Here is a 17,077-nt window from a genome sequence, read left to right as displayed (position 1 = left end):
GATGGCCGGGCGGGCGACCCGGGAGCCGGGGCTGCTGCGCCACTTCGTCGGCGGCGAGTTCGTCGACGCCGGACGGCGGTTCACCAAGCGCAGCCCGGTGACCGGGGAGCCGGTGTTCGAGGTGGTGGAGGCGGGCCGCTCGACGGTGGACGACGCGGTGGCCGCCGCTCGGGCGGCGCTGCGCGGGCCGTGGGGCCGGATGGGTGAGCGGGAGCGCGCCGAGGTGCTGCGCCGGGTCGCCGACGAGTTGGAGCGCCGCTTCGACGACCTGGTCACCGCCGAGGTGGCCGACACGGGCAAGTCCGTCTCGCAGGCCCGGACCCTGGACGTCCCGCGCGGGGCGGCGAACTTCCGGGCGTTCGCGGAGATCGTGGCGACCGCGCCGACGGAGTCGTTCACCACGGTCACCCCGTCCGGTGGGCGGGCGTTGAACTACGCCGTCCGCAAGCCGGTGGGGGTGGTCGCGGTGGTGGTGCCGTGGAACCTGCCGCTGCTGTTGTTGACGTGGAAGGTCGCGCCGGCGCTGGCCTGCGGAAACGCGGTGGTGGTGAAGCCGAGCGAGGAGACGCCGGCGTCGGCGACGGTGCTGGCCGAGGTGATGGCCGCCGCCGGGGTGCCGGACGGGGTGTTCAACCTGGTGCACGGGTTCGGCCCGGACTCGGCGGGGGAGTTCCTGACCCGGCATCCGGGGGTGGACGCGATCACGTTCACCGGCGAGTCGTCGACCGGCGGGGCGATCATGCGGGCGGCGGCGGACGGGGTGAAGGCGGTCTCGTTCGAGCTGGGTGGGAAGAACGCGGGCCTGGTCTTCGCCGACGCCGACCTGGACGCGGCGGTCGCGGGCTCGGTGCGGTCGAGTTTCACCAACGGCGGCCAGGTGTGCCTGTGCACGGAGCGGATCTACGTGCAGCGGCCGGTCTTCGACGAGTTCGTCGAGCGGTTGGCGAAGGCGGCCGACGGTCTGGCGTACGGGTGGCCGGCGGACGAGGCGACGGTGAACATGCCGTTGATCTCGCAGCAGCACCGCAGGAAGGTGCTCGGCTACCACGACCTGGCCCGCGCCGAGGGCGCGCAGGTGCGTGCCGGGGGCGGCTGGCCCACGTTCGGCGACGCCCGCGACGGTGGCGCGTACGTGCGGCCCACCGTGCTCACCGGGCTCGGCCCGGAGGCCCGGACCAACCGGGAGGAGATCTTCGGCCCGGTGGTGCACGTCGCCCCGTTCGACGTCGAGGAGGAGGCGTACGCGCTGGCCAACGGCACCGAGTACGGGCTCGCCGCGACGGTGTGGACCCGCGACGTGGGCCGGGCGCACCGGTCGGGGGCGTGGCTGGACGCCGGGATCGTCTGGGTCAACACGTGGTTCCTGCGGGACCTGCGCACCCCGTTCGGCGGGGTGAAGGCGTCCGGCATCGGCCGGGAGGGCGGCGTGCACTCCCTGGGCTTCTACTCCGAACTGACCAACGTCTGCGTGGACCTCTCATGACCGGCGCGGCGGGCAGAATGCACGGCGTCGTGAGAGAACGCACCGAGGAGCGGGCATGAGTGTCGACATCGAGGCGGCCAACCGTGAGCTGGCCGAGGCCCGCAGCAGCGGGAAGCCCTGCCCGCCACTGCGGGGCCGGCTGCTGCCGGAGGGGGACGTCGAGTCCGCGTACCGGGTGCAGCAACTCCAGACGCGGGCCTGGCAGGGCCGGGGCGAGCGCCGGGTGGGCGCGAAGATCGGGCTGACCTCCCGGGCGGCCCAGGAGAGCCTCGGCGTGCACCATCCCGACTTCGGGCTGCTGACCGACGCGATGGCCGTCGGGGACGGCGTCGAGGTGCCGTTCGGCCGGCTGCTCCAGCCGAAGGTGGAGGCGGAGATCGCCTTCGTGCTCGGCCGGGACCTGACCGACGAGCGGGTCACCGCCGTCGACCTGATCCGCGCGGTCGACCACGTGCTGCCGGCGATCGAGATCGTCGACTCCCGGATCGCCGGCTGGGACATCTCCATCGTGGACACCGTCGCCGACAACGCCTCCAGCGGCCTGTTCGTGCTCGGCACCACGCCCCGCCGGCTGGCCGACGTGGACCTGCGGCTGTGCGGGATGGTCCTCGAATACGCCGGGGAGCCGGTCTCGGTCGGTGCCGGGGCGGCCAGCATGGGCAACCCGCTGAACGCCCTGGAGTGGCTCGTCGGCACGCTCGTGCGCGCCGGTGACCCGCTGCGGGCGGGGGACCTGGTGCTCTCCGGGTCGCTCGGCCCGGTGGTGCCGGCGACGCCCGGCGCGGCGTACGAGGCGCGGATCTCCGGGCTCGGCTCGGTTCGTACCAGCTTCGGGAGGGAACCCTCATGAGTACGGGCGTGGCGGTGCTCGGGTCGGGCAACATCGGCACCGACCTGATGATCAAAGTGCTGCGGCGCAGCGGTGACCCCGACGAGTCGCGCCCGCGTTCCGCGCCCTCCCCGGGGAGCCTGCGGATGGTGGCGATGGCCGGCATCGACCCGGACTCCGACGGGCTGGCCCGGGCCCGCCGACTCGGCGTGGCCACCACGGCCGAGGGCGTCGACGGGCTCGTCGCGCTGCCCGAGTTCGCGGACGTGGAACTGGTCTTCGACGCGACGTCGGCCGGCGCGCACCGGCGGCACGACGAGGTGCTCCGCGCCCTCGGCCGGACGGTGATCGACCTGACCCCGGCGGCGATCGGCCCGTACGTGGTGCCGCCGGTGAACCTGGACGAGCACCTGCACGAGCCCAACGTGAACATGGTGACGTGCGGTGGGCAGGCGACCGTGCCGGTCGTGGCCGCCGTCGGCCGGGTCACGCCGGTGGCGTACGGGGAGATCGTCGCCTCGATCGCCTCGAAGTCGGCGGGGCCGGGGACGCGGGCGAACATCGACGAGTTCACCGAGACGACCGCGCGGGCGATCGAGGTGGTCGGCGGCGCGGGGCGCGGTAAGGCGATCATCGTGCTGAATCCGGCCGACCCGCCGCTGATGATGCGGGACACCGTCTACTGCCTGTGCCCCGACGCCGACGCGGACCGGGCCGCGATCGCCGGTTCGGTGGCGGAGATGGTGGCGACCGTGCAGGAGTACGTCCCCGGGTACCGGCTCAAGCAGGACGTGCAGTTCGACCCGGTCGACGCGTACGTGCCGGCCCTCGGGCGGCACCTCACCGGCTTGCAGGTGTCGGTGTTCCTGGAGGTGTCCGGGGCCGGGCACCACCTGCCCGCGTACGCCGGGAACCTGGACATCATGACCTCGGCCGCGCTGCGCACCGCCGAGCGGCTGGTCGCACTGCGGAAGGCGGTGACCGCATGACCGACCTGTACGTGCAGGACGTGACGTTGCGCGACGGGATGCACGCCGTCGCCCACCGGTACACCGTCGACCAGGTGCGCGCCATCGCGGCGGCGCTGGACGCGGCCGGGGTGGCGGCGATCGAGGTGGCGCACGGCGACGGGTTGGCCGGGTCCAGCGTCAACTACGGCCACGGCGCGGCCAGCGACGCCGACTGGATCTCCGCCGCGGCCGAGGTGCTGACCACCGCGCGGCTGACCACCCTGCTGCTGCCGGGGATCGGCACCATCGCCGACCTGAGGGCGGCGAAGGCGCTCGGGGTGACCAGCGTCCGGATCGCCACCCACTGCACCGAGGCGGACATCTCCGCCCAGCACATCTCCTGGGCGCGCGAGAACGGCATGGACGTGTCCGGCTTCCTGATGATGTCGCACATGACCGACCCGGCCGGGTTGGCCGCGCAGGCCGCGCTGATGGAGTCGTACGGGGCGCACTGCGTCTACGTCACCGACTCGGGCGGCCGGTTGTTGATGTCGGACGTGGCGCAGCGGGTCGACGCGTACCGGCAGGTGCTGTCGGCGCAGACGCAGATCGGTATCCACGCCCATCACAACCTGTCGCTCGGGGTGGCCAACAGCGTGGTCGCCGTCGAGCACGGCCGGGTCGTCGGCGGCGTCCCGGCCGGGCCGGACGCCCCGCACGGGCGCACGGTGCGGGTGGACGCGTCGCTGGCGGGGATGGGCGCGGGGGCCGGCAACGCCCCGTTGGAGGTGTTCGTCGCGGTCGCCGAGCTGCACGGCTGGAAGCACGGCTGCGACGTGTTCGCGCTGATGGACGCCGCCGACGACCTGGTCCGGCCGATGCAGGACCGGCCGGTGCGGGTGGACCGGGAGACGCTGTCCCTCGGCTACGCCGGGGTGTACTCCAGCTTCCTGCGGCACGCCGAGCGCGCCTCGGCGAAGTACGGGGTGGACGTGCGGTCGATCCTGGTGGAGCTGGGGCGGCGGCGGATGGTCGGTGGCCAGGAGGACATGATCGTGGACGTGGCGTTGGACCTCGCGGGTCGGCGCGGGCAGGAGGAGGTCGCGTGATCGGGGTGGACACCGCCGGCGTCGCCGGCAGGCTGGGGGCGGCGGCCGACACGGCCACCGCGATCCCGCAGCTCGCCGCCGAGATCGGCCTGGACGCCGACGGCGCGTACGCGGTGCAGACCGCGCTGGTGCAGCGCCGGCTGGACCGGGGCGAGCGCCTCGTCGGGCTGAAGATGGGGCTGACCAGTCGGGCGAAGATGGCCCAGGTCGGGGTGGACGAGGTGATCTGGGGCCGGCTCACCGACGTGATGCGGGTCCCCGACGGCGGCACGGTCGACCCGGCCGCGTTCATCCACCCCCGGGTCGAGCCGGAGGTGGCGTTCCTGCTGGACCGGCTGCCCGAGCCGGGCGAGCCGGTCGGGGCGTTCACCGACGCGGTGCGCGCGGTCGCCCCGGCGATCGAGCTGATCGACTCCCGGTACGCCAACTTCACCTTCTCCCTGCCCGACGTCATCGCCGACAACGCCTCCGCCGCCGCGTTCGCCGTCGGAGCCTGGTCACCGGTGCCGGACGGGCTGGACAACCTCGGCGTGCTCCTCGAAATCGACGGGCGCGTCGTCCAGGTCGGCTCGACGGCCGCGATCCTCGGCGACCCCCGCCGGGCCCTCGACGAAGGGCTCTGCCTCGCCGGGCGGCACGGGGTGCGACTGCGGTCGGGCTGGGTCTTCCTCGCCGGGGCCGCCACCGCCGCCGTGCCCCTGCGCCCCGGCGCGCACGTCCGCGCCGTCGTGGAGAAGCTCGGCGCCGCGTCGCTGCGGGCGTCGTCGTGAGCGCGCCGCCCGGCGTGGCCGTAACGGGGGTCGCGGTCGTCGGGTCGCCGCCGGGTGGCCGGTCGTGAGCGGCGAGGCGCGCGTGGTCGCCGGCAAGGCCGTGCCGCGCGGGGCGTTTCCGCACGTAAAGGTCGCCGGGGGGTTCGTCTTCGTCTCCGGTACGTCGGCCCGGCGGCCGGACAACACCTTCGCGGGCGTGTCGGTGGACGAGTTCGGCACGACCGACCTCGACGTCCGGGCGCAGACCCGGGCCGTGATCGGGAACGTCCGGGACCTGCTGCGGTCGGCCGGCGCGGACCTGTCCGATCTCGTGCAGGTGACGTCGTACCTGGTCAACATGAACGACTTCGGTGGCTACAACGAGGTGTGGGCGGAGTTCTTCGACGCCACCGGGCCGACCCGGACGACGGTGGCCGTGCACCAGCTTCCGCACCCGCACCTGCTCATCGAGATGCAAGCCGTGGCACTTGTTCCGTCGGGAGGTCAGTCGTGAGTGAGATCGCCGAGCCGTTCAGCTTCCCCGGGTGGGTCGCCGAGAACCAGCACCTGCTGAAGCCCCCGGTGGGCAACCGGGAGATGTTCCCCGGCTCCGACGACTTCATCGTGATGGTGGTGGGCGGGCCGAACCAGCGCACCGACTTCCACGTCGACCCGTACGAGGAGTTCTTCTACCAGGTCAAGGGCAACATGCACGTCAACCTGATGACCCCGCAGGGGCCGCGTACGGTGCACGTGCGCGAGGGCCAGATGTGGATGCTGCCGCGCGACACCCCGCACTCGCCGCAGCGCCCCGAGGTCGGCTCGATCGGCGTGGTGGTCGAGCGGGTCCGCGAGGCGGGCACGCTGGAGAAGTTCCAGTGGTACTGCCCGGAGTGCGGGCACAAGGTGCACGAGGTGGAGTTGCAGGTCCACGACATCGCCGCCGACCTGCCCCCGGTGTTCGGCGCGTTCTACGCCGACGAGGCCGCCCGCACCTGCGGCGAGTGCGGCGCGCTGCACCCGGGCAAGGGCTGATGGGGGCGCCCGCCGGGCGACCCGGCGTGGTCGACGTGCACACACACGTCGTACCGAAGGGGTGGCCGGACCTCGGCGCGGCGTGCGGCGGGTCCGGCTGGCCCTGGCTGCGGGTCGACTCCGAGCGGGCCGCCATGATTATGGTGGGGGAGACGGAGTTCCGGCCGGTCGGCGCGCAGTGCTGGGACGCGCCGACCCGGCTGGCAGACATGGCCGCCGACGGGATCGACGTGCAGGTGGTGTCCCCGACCCCGGTCTTCTTCAGCTACGACCGGCCCGCCGACCAGGCGGTGAAGGTGGCCCGGATCTTCAACGACCTCACCCTGGAGGTCACCGCCGCCGGCGGCGACCGGCTGGTGCCGTTCTGCCAGGTGCCGTTGCAGGACCCGGACGCGGCCTGCGCCGAGCTGGACCGCTGCCTCGCGGCCGGGCACGTCGGGGTGGAGATCGGCAACCACGTCGGCGACCGGGACCTCGACGACGAGGGGGTGGTCACCTTCCTCCAGCACTGCGCCGAGGTCGGAGCGCCGGTGTTCGTGCACCCGTGGGACATGCCGGGCGGGCCCCGGCTGGACCGGTGGATGGCCCGCTGGTTGACCGGGATGCCCGCCGAGACGCACCTGTCGGTGCTGGCGCTGATCCTCGGCGGCGTGTTCGACCGGGTGCCGGAGTCGCTGCGGCTCTGCTTCGCGCACGGGGGCGGGAGCTTTCCGTTCTGGCTGGGCCGCGCCGACAACGCCTGGCACCGCCGGGGTGACCTGGTCCGGGGCGCGTCCGCCGCGCCGCCCAGCGCGTACGTCGACCGGTTCTGCGTGGACTCGGTGGTGTTCGAGCCGGCGGCGCTGCGGCTGCTGGTGGACACCATGGGCGAGGACCGGGTGCTGGTCGGCAGCGACTACCCGTACCCGCTGGGGGAGCGCCCGGCCGGGCGGGTGGTCCGCGCGGCCGACTTCCTCACCGCGGCCCAGCGCGACAAGCTGCTCTCCGCCAACGCCCTGCGCTTCCTCGGCAGGTCGCATGTATAGCCGGCGATCGGCTATATATACTCGGCGGCGTGAAGACTGTTATCGATCTTGATGATGAGCTGCTCGACCGCGCCCGGCGGGAGTTGGGCACCAAGAGCAAGAAGGACACGATCCACGCCGCGCTCCGGCTGGTCGCCGAGCGGAGCGAGCGGATGGAGGCCATCCGCGAGCTACTGGCCATCGACCGGGACTGGACCGGGCTCCTGGAGGACGACAAGACGCCCGAGGGTCGGCAGGACGCGGCGTGAGACCTCCCCCCGGCCTGTATCTGATTGACACCTCCGCCTGGGGGCGGCTGCGGCAGCCGACTGCGCGGAAGCGGATCTCGGTGATCCTGGAGGAGCGGCTGGCCGCCACCTGTCTCCCCCTGGATCTGGAGGACGGGCGGAGCGCTCGCGACTTCCGGGACGCGATGGCGGTGCGAGCTCGGCGCTCCGAGCTCATGGTCGAGCTGCCGATCACGGCGGCGGTGGCCACCCGGGCGCGGGATCTGCAACTGGCGTTGACGGCCCGAGGACACCACCGCGCGGCGAGTCCGGTGGACGTCACGGTGGCGGCGGTCGCCGCCGAGTACTCCGCCGTCGTCCTGCACTACGACCGCGACTTCGATCTGATCCGGGATGTGGGCGGCCCGCGATGCGAATGGGTCGCGCCGGCCGGCACCCTGAGCTGACCGCAGCCCTCTGACCGCAGCCCCGTCGTGTCTGCCGTGCGGCCGGTGGCCGGAGCGGGCAGGATGGGCGGGGTGCGGTGGCGGGTGGGATCGCCACCCCGCAGTCTGGCGGGCCGTCGACTCCGCTAACGTGAGCAGGAGCGGAGTCGGGCGGTCGGTGTCCATGATCGTCCACCCGACCCGGGATTCCTGGTCTCTCTTTCCGCCTGGGGGCGTTGGGATTGTCTGTTACCGAGACGTTGCTGATCTTCGTCGGCATCCCGGCGGCCGTGGTGCTGGTGATCGCCGCGCTGGCATTCGCCGCCGGCCCGGGCAAGGGCGCCGCCGCCAAGCGCTACCGGCCGGGCCGACCCTTCAACTTCACTCCGGTCTGGTTCCTGGGCCGCCCGGAGCAGCTGGCCGACTCGGCCGGCACCGTGCTGGCCGCGGGTGCGCAGGCACCGGCGCTCACCAGCCACAAGCTTGAGAAGGCCGGCATCGAGACGCCGGCCGGGGGAACCGGAGGCGCAAGTGACCGTTGGTGAGATGCAGGCCGGCATGGAAACACCGCCCGAGGTGCTCGACGGGCCGTTCTCGACCCGTCAGCTGCTGCGCATCGACGAGGCGCTCCGCCTGGCCGACCACGGGACCGGGCTGGTCTTCTCGGTCTACGTCGGCGGCCTCGACGAGCCGATCCGCGAGCATGCCCAGCGGCTGCACCGCCAGCTCGCCGATCCCGACCGGTCGGTCCTGATCGCCGTGTCGCCCAACCAGCGCAAGCTGGAGGTCGTCACCGGCCGTTACGCCCGCAAGCGCATCCCCGACACGTACGCCAAGCTGGCCGCCCTCTCCATGGTGGCGGCCTTCGGCGGCGGCGACTTGGCCGGCGGCATCATCAACGGCCTCGACCAGCTCGCCAGCCACGCCGGCAAGGGCTGAGCACAGCCAGGGGCCTGCCCGCACGACGACGACACCCGGTCCGCGACTGCGGGCCGGGTGTCGGTGCGTTCGGGGGTGGGTCGACCGGAGGGCGTGCTCAGCGGGGCCAGGCGCTCGGGTCGAGCGTCATCGGCCAGGGCTCGGCGACCCGCGCCGGGTCGTCCGGGCCCACGGTGCCGAGCAGGTGGTAGTGGTCGCCCTTGCCCAGCTCGTAGCGGTACAGGACCGGCCCGAAGTCGCCCCGTTCGACCCGCCAGTAGGCGGGAACTCTCGCCTCGGCGACGGCCCGGGGCCGGCGGGGACGAACGCCCACGCCGGCCCCGGGCCGGGTAACACTCGACTCAGGCGCTGCGGGAGTCCCGAGCGCGGGCCCGCAGCGCGCGTACGACGGCGTCGCGGCCCTCGGCGACCAACCGGCGCAGCGACGCCGGCTGCCCGTCGGCGGCGGCCAGCCACGCGTCGGTGGCCGCGACCGTCTCCTCGGAGACCTCCTGGTCCGGGTACGCCAGCTGGACGAACTCCTGCGCCGGCTCGCTGTCCCGCTGCGCCCAGACCTGGTCCACCACGGCGAAGTACTTCTCCCGGTACGGGGCGACCAGCTCCGCCTGCACGGCCGGGGCGAAGCCCTGCAACAGTGCCCGGTTGCGCCAGTTCGGCAGCGGGTCGGGGCCGGTGAGCTGGGCCCAGACGGCGGCCTTGTTCTGCTCCGTCGGCACCAGCGCGTGCGCGTGCGCGGCCTCCCGCTCACCGCTGGCGGTGCGGTCGCCGGCCAGCTCGGCCTCGATCTCCTCGGTGCCGGCGGCCCCGTTGGCCACCAGCTGCTGGAGGACCGTCCAGCGCAGCTCGGTGTCGACGGACAGCCCGGCCGGCACGTCGGTGCCGGCCAGCCAGCCCCGCAGGGTCGCCAGGCCCTCGGCGGAGCGGGTCGCCGAGGTGACGGCGCGGGCCCAGGCGAGCTGGAACCCGCTGCCCGGCTCGGCGGCGGCCAGCGCGGCCTTCGCCGCCCGGTGCAGCTCGGCCCAGCCGGTCGGCGCCCAGGCCGGGTCGGCGTAGTAGGCCAGCGCGGTGGTCGCCTGCCGGAGGGTGGCGGTGACCAGGTTGATGTCGGTCTCCGCGGGCAGCCCGGCCAGCACCAGCGCCACGTAGTCGCGGGCCGACAGCTCGGCGTCGCGGACCATGTCCCACGCGGCCATCCAGCACAGGGCGCGCGACAGCGACGACTCGAAGCCGGCGATGTGCTGCACCACCGTGGCCATCGACCGCTCGTCCAGCCGCAGCTTCGCGTACGTCAGGTCGTCGTCGTTGAGCAGCAGCACGTCCGCCGCCCGCACCCCGTGCAGGTCGGTCAGCTCGGTCAGCTCGCCGGTCACGTCGACCTCGATCCGCTCCCGGCGGACCAGCCGGCCGTCGGTCAGGTCGTACAGGCCCACGCCGATCCGGTGGGTGCGCAGCGTCGGGTACCCGGCCGGCGCCTCCTGCCGCACCACCACCCGCTGATAGCTGCCGTCGGTGTCGATCGTCACCTCGGGACGCAGGGTGTTGACCTGGGCGGTCTCCAGCCACTGCGCGGCGAACTTGCGCAGCTCCCGGCCGGAGGCCGCCTCAAGCTCCGACAGCAGGTCGTCGAAGGTGGCGTTGCCCCAGGCGTGCTTGGCGAAGTATGCCCGCAGCCCGGCCACGAACGGCTCCTCGCCGACGTACGCGACGAGCTGCTTGAGCACGCTCGCGCCCTTGGCGTACGTGATGCCGTCGAAGTTGACCTCGACCGCCTCCAGGTCCGGCATCTCGCAGTAGACCGGGTGGGTGGAGGAGAGCTGGTCCTGCCGGTAGCCCCAGTTCTTCCGGATGGACAGGAAGGTCGTCCAGGCGTCGGTGAACCGGGTGGCGTTGGCGTTGCACCAGTGGCTGGCCCACTCGGCGAACGACTCGTTCAGCCACAGGTCGTTCCACCAGCGCATGGTGACCAGGTCGCCGAACCACATGTGGGCCAGCTCGTGCAGGATCGTGTTGGCCCGCTGCTCGTACTCGAAGTCGGTGACCTGGGAGCGGAAGATGTAGTGCGACTCGGCGTGGGTGACGCAGCCGAAGTTCTCCATCGCGCCGGCGTTGAAGTCCGGCACCCAGAGCTGGTCGTACTTCGGCAGCGGGTAGCGCACGCCGAACTGCTCATGGAAGAAGTCGAAGCCCTGCTTGGTGATGAGGAACAGGTCGTCCGAGTCGAGGTACTGCGCCATCGAGGCCCGGCAGTAGACCCCCAGGTCGATGCCGTCGTGGCTGTCCCGCACCTCGTGGTACGGGCCGGCGCAGAGCGCCGTGATGTAGGTGCTCATCCGGGCCGACGAGACGAAGTGGACGGTCTTGAGCCCCTCGCCGGCCGGCACCTCGCGCTCGACCGGCATGTTGGACACCACCCGCCAGTGCTCCGGGACGGTGGCGTGCCAGGTGTAGACGCTCTTCAGGTCGGGCTGGTCGAAGCAGGCGAAGACCTTCTGGGCGTCCGCCGTCTCGAACTGGCTGTAGAGGTAGGTCTCCCCGTCAACCGGGTCGACCGTGCGGTGCAGCCCCTGCCCGCTGTTCGAGTACGCGAAGTCGGCGTCGACCACGAGGGTGTTCTCCTCGGCCAGCCCCGCCAGCGTCAGCCCGCTGTCCGCCGACCAGTCGGACACGTCGACCGGGACGCCGTTGAGCGTCGCCGAGCGCACCGACTCGGCGGCCGCCTCGATGAAGGTGGACGTGCCCGGTTCGGCGCAGCGGAACCGGACCTCGGTCACCGACCGGAAGGTCCGGGCGTCGGCGGCCTGGACGGCGGTCGACAGGTCCAGACTGATGTCGTACCCGGTGACCTCGAGCAGGCGGGCCCGCTCGGTGGCCTCGACCTGGGTCAGGTTGCGCACTCCCGGCACTGTTCGTCTCCATCCCGCTCTCGCCGTGCGCCGCTGCGGCGCCAGCCCACCGTCCGCTCGTGGCGGCCGGTGGATCCGAGTCTTCCACGGCGGGACACCTCTCGGTGGCCGAGGTCACGCTCTCATTCCGGTACCGGTCGATGCCGGGTGGGGTGGAGGATCGGGGGACGAGGCGCCGACCCCCGGCGCTCCCGTCGCGAAGGGAACCGCACAGTGACTGACCGTGCCACCGTCGACATGTGGTTCGACCCACTCTGCCCGTGGGCGTGGATCACCTCCCGCTGGGTGCTGGAGGTGGAGCAGGTCCGCGACGTGGACGTCCGCTTCCACGTGATGAGCCTCGCGGTGCTCAACGAGGGGCGTGAGCTGCCCGAGGAGTACCAGGAACTGATGCGGACCGCCTGGGGTCCGGTGCGGCTCTGCGTCGCGGTCGGGCAGAAGCACGGCCAGGACGCCGTCCGCGCGCTGTACACCGCGCTGGGCACCCGGATCCACCTCGGCAAAGAGGACCGGGGCCCGGAGCTGTACGCGGCGGCGCTCACCGACGCCGGGCTGGACCCGGCGCTGGCCGCCGCCGCCGACAGCACCGAGTACGACGAGGCCCTGCGGGCCAGCCACGAGGCCGGCATGCGGCCGGTCGGCGCCGATGTGGGCACCCCGGTCATTCACGCCCCGGGCCCGGACGGCACGCCGGTGGCCTTCTTCGGCCCGGTGGTCACCCCGTGCCCGAAGGGGGAGGCCGCCGGCCGGCTCTGGGACGGCGTGCTGCTGGTCGCCGGCACGCCGGGCTTCTACGAGCTGAAGCGCTCCCGCGAGGTCGACCCCAGCTTCGACTGAGGGTGGGGAGGGCCCCACGGCGCGCCTCCGCCGGGCGGGCGGCGCGCCGTGGGGGCGTCACCGGGCGGCGCGGGGGTCGTTCCACCGGATGTCCCGCCGACGGCCCGCAGGGCCGCGCCCGGCAGCTCGTGGAGGCATCCGATGGGTAAGCACCACCGCACGTCCGACGACGCGCAGCCGCAGGCGGCGACCGGGGACCCCGGTGCGACGTACTGGTCCGTGGCGGACGCCGGCTGGCCGGCGGTCCGGCCGGCGCTGCCGGCCGAGATGGTCGACCTGCTGGCCCCACCGATCGTGGTCGGCGTCGCCCGGGTGGCGGCCACCTCCCGACTGATCCCGCCCCCCGGCGCGCCTGGCCGGCCCGTCGCACCGGCCACCTCCTTTCAACTGGTGGACGGGGTGCGGGGCCCGCTGCGGGGCGTAACCGGCCGGCGGTAGCGTCAGCGGACATGACGGTCGTGCATCCGATCGCCCGGGCCTGGATCACCACCGGCGGCACCGGCGCGCAGAACTACGACGAGTTCGCCGACGACGCGGAGATCACCGCGATCATCGAGTCGAACCCGCACAGTGCCCTCGGCATCGAGATGCCGCACCGGGCACCGGAGACCCTGGGGAAGTCCTTCCTCGACGCGCTCCCCGACGCGGTGGCCCGCCTCGCCGAGGCCAAGGCCGACGGCAGCTACACCCCGGCCGAGCAGGTGGTGGTCCTCTACCGGATCAGCGCGCCGGGGGAGGAGACCGCGTACGGGCTGTTCGCCATGGTCGACACCGACCAGATCTCCACCAGCGCCGACGAGCCGGGCCTGGTCATCCGCAACGAGGACGTCTTCATCGCGAAGGTCCGCGAGCGGGTCGCCCTCGCCGAGGCGCTCGGGCACCTGCTCTCGCCCGTACTGCTGCTCCAGACCGGCCGGGGCGACGAGCTGCACGCCGCGCTCGCGGCGGCGACCGAGTCGGCCGGGGCGCCCGCCGCGACCGACACCGACCAGTCCGGGCGCACGCACGCCGTGTGGCTGCTCGGCCCCGGCCCCGAGCAGGACGCGCTGGCCGCCCTGGCCGGCGGCGGCGAGCTGGTGGTCGCCGACGGCAACCACCGCAGCCTCGCCGCCCAGACCGGCGGCCTGCCCCGCTTCCTGGCCGTGGTGACCACCCCCGCGTCGGTCGCGATCCAGCCGTACAACCGGCTGGTCAGCGAGCTGACCGTCACCCCGGCGGAGCTGGTCGACCGGCTCCGCGCCGCAGGTGCCGAGGTCACCGCGATCGACGGTCCGGTCGAGGTCCCGACGGCCGGCGGCATCGTCGCGCTCCGGCTGGCCGACCAGGGGTACGCGGTGCGCCTGCCGCACGTCGACGGCGGACGGCTGGAGAACCTCGACCACGCGCTGGTGGAGCGGGTGCTGATGCGCGACGCGCTGGGCCTCGACCCGGGCGACAAGCGGATCACCTACGTCGGCGGGGACTACCCGGCGAGCTGGCTGACCGGCGAGGTCGAGGCGGGCCGGGCCGAGCTGGCGGTGCTGATCGCCCCGGTGACCGTGGACGACTTCGTCGCGGTCAACCTGGCCCGGGAGAAGATGCCGCGCAAGAGCACCTGGTTCACCCCGAAGGCCCGCGGCGGCCTGGTGGTGGCCGAACTGTCCCGCTGAGCGCGCGACACGCCGGCCGACGACCCGGGTGACCAGCCCTTCTGTGACGAAGACGGCTCCGCGCCGCCGCCCGTGCGGCGGCGCGGACGACGGCCTGACAGACTGCGCGGTATGCGCGTCTATCTGGGATCCGACCACGCCGGTTTCGAGCTGAAGGTGCACCTGGCCGGCCACCTCGCCAAGCAGGGGTACGAGCTGGTCGACGTCGGCCCGCACGCCTTCGACCCGGACGACGACTACCCGGCGTTCTGCCTGCACACCGGTGCCCGGGTGGTCGCCGACCCCGGCAGCCTCGGCGTGGTCATCGGCGGCTCGGGCAACGGCGAGCAGATCGCCGCCAACAAGGTCGCGGGCGTCCGGGCGGCGCTGGCCTGGAACATCGACACCGCCCAGCTCGGCCGGGAGCACAACGACGCCAACGTGGTGGCCGTCGGCGCCCGCCAACACACCCTGGACGAGGCCGCCGCCATCGTCGAGGCGTTCCTCACCACCGCGTTCTCCGGCAACCCCCGGCACGCCCGCCGGATCGACCAGGTCGCCGCGTACGAGCAGAGCCGGGAACTGCCCGAACTGCCCGAACTGCCCTGACCCGTCGGCGGCCCGGTCGGGTCAGCGGCCGGGGCGGGGCAGTTCCTCGCGGGGCACCCAGTTGCGCCGGACGACGACCACCCGGGCCTCCGCCTCGGCCAGGTCCTCCTCGGTCGGGCGGGCCGCGTCCCGGGCCCGCATCGCCGCAAGGGGCCCCACCTGGGAGGCGCCGGGCCCGACCAGGCTTCGCAGGCCCCGCTCGCCGTCGCGCTCCTCACCGGCCGGGCCGCCCCGACGGCGGGGCGGCTCGCCCGCGTCCCGCACCCCGGCCGGGGGCGCCGTGGGGGCCTCGGCGTCGGAGTGGTGCCTCAGCCGGCGTCGCCGTCGATCCACGTCACCCATCAGCCGACCGTACCGCCCGCTCCGCCGCCGCGCCCGCCCCACGGGGAGGCCCGGCCGGCGGGGCGGTCAGAAGATGCCCATCCCCGCCGGGGCCCGGTGCCAGGCGAACGCGGGCCCGGCGGCGGCCAGCGCGCCGGGGCGCCGCTCGTGGACCCGCCCGGCGTCGGCCAGCGTCGTCAGCCCCGTCCCGCCCAGGTACAGCTCGCCGAGCGCCCGCACGTCGCAGGCGAGGTCGGCCGGCCGGTCGGTGGGCCCGCACCGGGCGTCGTCCGGCCCGCCGGTCAGCCGCCAGCGCCCCGAGTTCTCCGGCAGCAACTCGTCGGTGACCTCGACGACGACGTCCACCTCGGCGGCGTACCGGCGGGCGGCCAACGCGGCCGGCACGTCCACCACCCGCACCCAGAGCGCGTCGGAGAGCCGGGCCACCAGCCGGCGCGGCTCGTCGACCAGGCGCAGCAGCGGGTCGTCCACCGGCCCCCGGTAGGAGAGCCGGCGGGTCAGGTCGAGCGAGAGCAACAGCCGCCACAGCGCCAGCCGGGCCACCGGGTCCACGGCCACCATCTCCTCGACGATCGTCACGCCGCGCGGGCCGGCCGCGTCGGAGTCCCGGCGCGAACGCCACAGCGCGTACCCGTCGATCTCACCGTCCGGGCTCTCGTGCAGCACCACCCGGCGCTCGGTCGAGCCCGAGCGCTCGTCTGCCGGGTCGCTCAGCACGTACCGCCACCACCGGTCGTCCCGGTCGGACCAGCCGGGGCGGTCGGCGCGCAGCCGGTCGTACAGCCGGGCCAGGTCGGCCTGCCGTGTCACCGGCTGGTCCAGGCGCAGCCGGCCCTCGGCGGCGGCCGGGGCGGGCAGTCGCAGCTCGGTGGTGGCGCACTCGACGGTGAGTTCCTGGGCGGCGAGGCCGTAGCCGAACCGGGGGTAGATCCGGCCCTCGCTGGCCCAGAGCACGGCCACCGGCTCCCGGCCGGCGTCCCGGATGTCGCGCAACTGCTGGCGCACGAGCCGGGTGAGCAGGCCGCGGCGGCGGTGGGTCGGCAGCACCCCGACCATGGTCACGTGGGCGGCCGGCAGCGTGGCACCCGGCACGGTCAGCTCCCGGGTGAACGCCGAGACGTGCGCCACGAGCTCCGCGTCGTCCCGGATAAGCAGGCTCCGGTGCGGCTCCCAGATGCCCCGTTCGGCCTCGCGGGTCTCCTCGCCGAGGGTGGTGTGGAACGTGATCTCGATCATCCGGGCCAGGTCGTCGAAGTCGTCGGGCCGGCCGACCCGGATCGGCGGTGGAGGGTTCGTCATCGCCCGTGTCTACCGGACGCCACACGGGGCGGGCGACCGATTTGCCGGCTCGTTACCCTCGGAGGTGGGGCCGGCCCGTGCCGGCACCGACGTCAGGGGGAGGACACGAGATGGCAGACCAGACACAGCCGTGGGCGGAGCGGACCGTCGAGGTGTCGCCGCAACCGGGTGTCGGGGTGCCGCCGCAGCGCGACGCCTTCCGCCGGGGTGTGGCCTCCGTGGGGCAGCCGCGCACTCCACGCACCGAACCGTTCCCCACGATCGACCAGGGCGGGCACGACGGGCACGACGGGCTCTGGTCCGGCGACGTGCCGGCGCCGCGCCGCCCGTTGAGCTGGCACCTGGCCCAGTTGCGGCTCGGCGGCGAGTGGAGCGCCGCAGGGGCCCTCTTCGCCTTCGTCTGCTGGGGCATCTGGGCCATCTCCGGGCGGGGCAACCTCGGCGCACCGCTGCTCACCTTCGTGCTGAGCCTGCTGGTGGCGGCCGGCCTGTTCGGGCTGTCCCGGCTGCTCGGCCGGGTGATCTGGGAGCGGCAGCTCGGGCGGATCCGGCGCAGCGCGCGGGGTGCCCACATCGTGACGGCAATCTTTCTGGTGGGCCTGGGGGTCGCCTACCTCCAGCAGACCGAGTGGGTGGTCTCCGCCTGGAACTGGGTCACCGGCAACTGACCCCCGGCCGGGCCGGGGCC

The 17,077-nt window shown here is 73.8% G+C and carries 21 protein-coding genes; 17 read left to right on the top strand and 4 right to left on the bottom strand.

The window, feature by feature from the left end; translation table 11 throughout:
* Position 1 precedes the first annotated feature (1 nt).
* From GVV04_RS04410 to GVV04_RS04355, 12 genes are all read left to right on the top strand, one after another.
* The gene (locus GVV04_RS04410) at positions 2 to 1,483 is read left to right on the top strand and encodes a 2-hydroxymuconic semialdehyde dehydrogenase (RefSeq protein ID WP_161686643.1); all 1,482 of its coding nucleotides are present in this window, start codon (positions 2 to 4) and stop codon (positions 1,481 to 1,483) included.
* A gap of 55 nt (positions 1,484 to 1,538) precedes the next feature.
* On the top strand, positions 1,539 to 2,333 hold the full coding sequence (locus tag GVV04_RS04405) for a 2-keto-4-pentenoate hydratase (RefSeq protein ID WP_161684782.1): 795 nt from the start codon (positions 1,539 to 1,541) through the stop codon (positions 2,331 to 2,333).
* On the top strand, positions 2,330 to 3,301 hold the full coding sequence (locus GVV04_RS04400) for an acetaldehyde dehydrogenase (acetylating) (RefSeq protein ID WP_161684780.1): 972 nt from the start codon (positions 2,330 to 2,332) through the stop codon (positions 3,299 to 3,301). Before GVV04_RS04405 ends, GVV04_RS04400 begins: the two co-directional genes overlap by 4 nt.
* Positions 3,298 to 4,371, top strand: coding sequence for a 4-hydroxy-2-oxovalerate aldolase (dmpG, locus tag GVV04_RS04395; RefSeq protein ID WP_161684778.1), 1,074 nt, complete (start codon positions 3,298 to 3,300; stop codon positions 4,369 to 4,371). The genes GVV04_RS04400 and dmpG overlap by 4 nt, the downstream gene beginning before the upstream one ends.
* The gene (locus GVV04_RS04390) at positions 4,368 to 5,141 is read left to right on the top strand and encodes a 2-keto-4-pentenoate hydratase (protein WP_161684776.1); all 774 of its coding nucleotides are present in this window, start codon (positions 4,368 to 4,370) and stop codon (positions 5,139 to 5,141) included. The genes dmpG and GVV04_RS04390 overlap by 4 nt, the downstream gene beginning before the upstream one ends.
* A 64-nt stretch (positions 5,142 to 5,205) precedes the next feature.
* A complete protein-coding gene (locus tag GVV04_RS04385) occupies positions 5,206 to 5,634 on the top strand; it encodes a RidA family protein (RefSeq protein WP_161684774.1) in 429 nt (142 codons plus the stop codon).
* Positions 5,631 to 6,155, top strand: a complete 525-nt coding sequence (locus GVV04_RS04380; protein ID WP_161684772.1) for a 3-hydroxyanthranilate 3,4-dioxygenase — start codon at positions 5,631 to 5,633, stop codon at positions 6,153 to 6,155. Before GVV04_RS04385 ends, GVV04_RS04380 begins: the two co-directional genes overlap by 4 nt.
* Positions 6,155 to 7,180 (top strand): amidohydrolase family protein, encoded by a 1,026-nt coding sequence (locus GVV04_RS04375; protein ID WP_161684770.1) that lies wholly within the window; start codon positions 6,155 to 6,157, stop codon positions 7,178 to 7,180. The genes GVV04_RS04380 and GVV04_RS04375 overlap by 1 nt, the downstream gene beginning before the upstream one ends.
* Before the next feature lie 29 nt (positions 7,181 to 7,209).
* A complete protein-coding gene (locus GVV04_RS04370) occupies positions 7,210 to 7,428 on the top strand; it encodes a type II toxin-antitoxin system VapB family antitoxin (protein ID WP_161684768.1) in 219 nt (72 codons plus the stop codon).
* Positions 7,425 to 7,853 carry a PIN domain-containing protein gene (locus GVV04_RS04365; RefSeq protein ID WP_161684766.1) on the top strand — a complete coding sequence of 143 codons (429 nt, stop codon included), beginning with the start codon at positions 7,425 to 7,427 and terminating at the stop codon, positions 7,851 to 7,853. The genes GVV04_RS04370 and GVV04_RS04365 overlap by 4 nt, the downstream gene beginning before the upstream one ends.
* A 221-nt stretch (positions 7,854 to 8,074) precedes the next feature.
* On the top strand, positions 8,075 to 8,377 hold the full coding sequence (gene ctaJ / locus GVV04_RS04360) for an aa3-type cytochrome oxidase subunit CtaJ (RefSeq protein ID WP_456238320.1): 303 nt from the start codon (positions 8,075 to 8,077) through the stop codon (positions 8,375 to 8,377).
* Positions 8,364 to 8,771: a DUF5130 family protein gene (locus tag GVV04_RS04355; RefSeq protein ID WP_161684765.1), complete on the top strand. Its 408-nt coding sequence runs from the start codon at positions 8,364 to 8,366 to the stop codon at positions 8,769 to 8,771. The genes ctaJ and GVV04_RS04355 overlap by 14 nt, the downstream gene beginning before the upstream one ends.
* A 97-nt stretch (positions 8,772 to 8,868) precedes the next feature.
* Here GVV04_RS04355 and GVV04_RS04350 read toward each other — a convergent pair whose 3' ends face one another.
* Together GVV04_RS04350 and pepN are read right to left on the bottom strand one after the other, a co-directional pair.
* Positions 8,869 to 9,084, bottom strand: coding sequence for a hypothetical protein (locus tag GVV04_RS04350; protein ID WP_235965714.1), 216 nt, complete (start codon positions 9,082 to 9,084; stop codon positions 8,869 to 8,871).
* A 28-nt stretch (positions 9,085 to 9,112) separates the two neighbouring features.
* Positions 9,113 to 11,665, bottom strand: a complete 2,553-nt coding sequence (pepN, locus tag GVV04_RS04345; protein WP_161684763.1) for an aminopeptidase N — start codon at positions 11,663 to 11,665, stop codon at positions 9,113 to 9,115.
* Between the two features lie 246 nt (positions 11,666 to 11,911).
* Here pepN and GVV04_RS04340 point away from each other — a divergent pair, with 246 nt between their 5' ends.
* From GVV04_RS04340 to GVV04_RS04325, 4 genes are all read left to right on the top strand, one after another.
* The gene (locus GVV04_RS04340; protein ID WP_201753035.1) at positions 11,912 to 12,511 is read left to right on the top strand and encodes a DsbA family protein; all 600 of its coding nucleotides are present in this window, start codon (positions 11,912 to 11,914) and stop codon (positions 12,509 to 12,511) included.
* Positions 12,512 to 12,652: 141 nt separating this feature from the next.
* Positions 12,653 to 12,949: a hypothetical protein gene (locus GVV04_RS04335; RefSeq protein WP_235965713.1), complete on the top strand. Its 297-nt coding sequence runs from the start codon at positions 12,653 to 12,655 to the stop codon at positions 12,947 to 12,949.
* Positions 12,950 to 12,960: 11 nt separating this feature from the next.
* Positions 12,961 to 14,160, top strand: a complete 1,200-nt coding sequence (locus GVV04_RS04330) for a DUF1015 family protein (RefSeq protein ID WP_161684759.1) — start codon at positions 12,961 to 12,963, stop codon at positions 14,158 to 14,160.
* A gap of 111 nt (positions 14,161 to 14,271) precedes the next feature.
* Positions 14,272 to 14,748 carry a ribose-5-phosphate isomerase gene (locus tag GVV04_RS04325; protein WP_161684757.1) on the top strand — a complete coding sequence of 159 codons (477 nt, stop codon included), beginning with the start codon at positions 14,272 to 14,274 and terminating at the stop codon, positions 14,746 to 14,748.
* A gap of 21 nt (positions 14,749 to 14,769) precedes the next feature.
* On the opposite strand, the gene GVV04_RS04320 is transcribed toward GVV04_RS04325, so the two are convergent.
* The gene (locus GVV04_RS04320; RefSeq protein WP_161684755.1) at positions 14,770 to 15,090 is read right to left on the bottom strand and encodes a hypothetical protein; all 321 of its coding nucleotides are present in this window, start codon (positions 15,088 to 15,090) and stop codon (positions 14,770 to 14,772) included.
* Between the two features lie 66 nt (positions 15,091 to 15,156).
* A complete protein-coding gene (locus GVV04_RS04315) occupies positions 15,157 to 16,389 on the bottom strand; it encodes a GNAT family N-acetyltransferase (RefSeq protein WP_161684753.1) in 1,233 nt (410 codons plus the stop codon).
* 110 nt (positions 16,390 to 16,499) lie between these two features.
* On the opposite strand from GVV04_RS04315, the gene GVV04_RS04310 reads away from it, so the two are divergent.
* Positions 16,500 to 17,057 carry a hypothetical protein gene (locus tag GVV04_RS04310; RefSeq protein ID WP_161684751.1) on the top strand — a complete coding sequence of 186 codons (558 nt, stop codon included), beginning with the start codon at positions 16,500 to 16,502 and terminating at the stop codon, positions 17,055 to 17,057.
* Positions 17,058 to 17,077 lie beyond the last annotated feature (20 nt).

The sequence above is a fragment of the Micromonospora rubida genome (assembly GCF_009908295.1).
GTDB classification, from domain to species: Bacteria; Actinomycetota; Actinomycetes; order Mycobacteriales; family Micromonosporaceae; genus Micromonospora; species Micromonospora rubida.
The sequence above is the reverse complement of the archived record's forward strand: the minus strand, read 5'-3'. Positions and strand labels throughout refer to the sequence as shown.

Coding starts and splice junctions, on each gene's coding strand:
- GVV04_RS04410 (WP_161686643.1), top strand. CDS start 2: ATGGCCGGGCGGGCGACCCGGGAGCCGGGGCTGCTGCGCCACTTCGTC.
- GVV04_RS04405 (WP_161684782.1), top strand. CDS start 1,539: ATGAGTGTCGACATCGAGGCGGCCAACCGTGAGCTGGCCGAGGCCCGC.
- GVV04_RS04400 (WP_161684780.1), top strand. CDS start 2,330: ATGAGTACGGGCGTGGCGGTGCTCGGGTCGGGCAACATCGGCACCGAC.
- dmpG (WP_161684778.1), top strand. CDS start 3,298: ATGACCGACCTGTACGTGCAGGACGTGACGTTGCGCGACGGGATGCAC.
- GVV04_RS04375 (WP_161684770.1), top strand. CDS start 6,155: ATGGGGGCGCCCGCCGGGCGACCCGGCGTGGTCGACGTGCACACACAC.
- GVV04_RS04340 (WP_201753035.1), top strand. CDS start 11,912: ATGTGGTTCGACCCACTCTGCCCGTGGGCGTGGATCACCTCCCGCTGG.
- GVV04_RS04335 (WP_235965713.1), top strand. CDS start 12,653: ATGGGTAAGCACCACCGCACGTCCGACGACGCGCAGCCGCAGGCGGCG.
- GVV04_RS04330 (WP_161684759.1), top strand. CDS start 12,961: ATGACGGTCGTGCATCCGATCGCCCGGGCCTGGATCACCACCGGCGGC.
- GVV04_RS04325 (WP_161684757.1), top strand. CDS start 14,272: ATGCGCGTCTATCTGGGATCCGACCACGCCGGTTTCGAGCTGAAGGTG.
- GVV04_RS04320 (WP_161684755.1), bottom strand. CDS start 15,090: ATGGGTGACGTGGATCGACGGCGACGCCGGCTGAGGCACCACTCCGAC.
- GVV04_RS04315 (WP_161684753.1), bottom strand. CDS start 16,389: ATGACGAACCCTCCACCGCCGATCCGGGTCGGCCGGCCCGACGACTTC.
- GVV04_RS04310 (WP_161684751.1), top strand. CDS start 16,500: ATGGCAGACCAGACACAGCCGTGGGCGGAGCGGACCGTCGAGGTGTCG.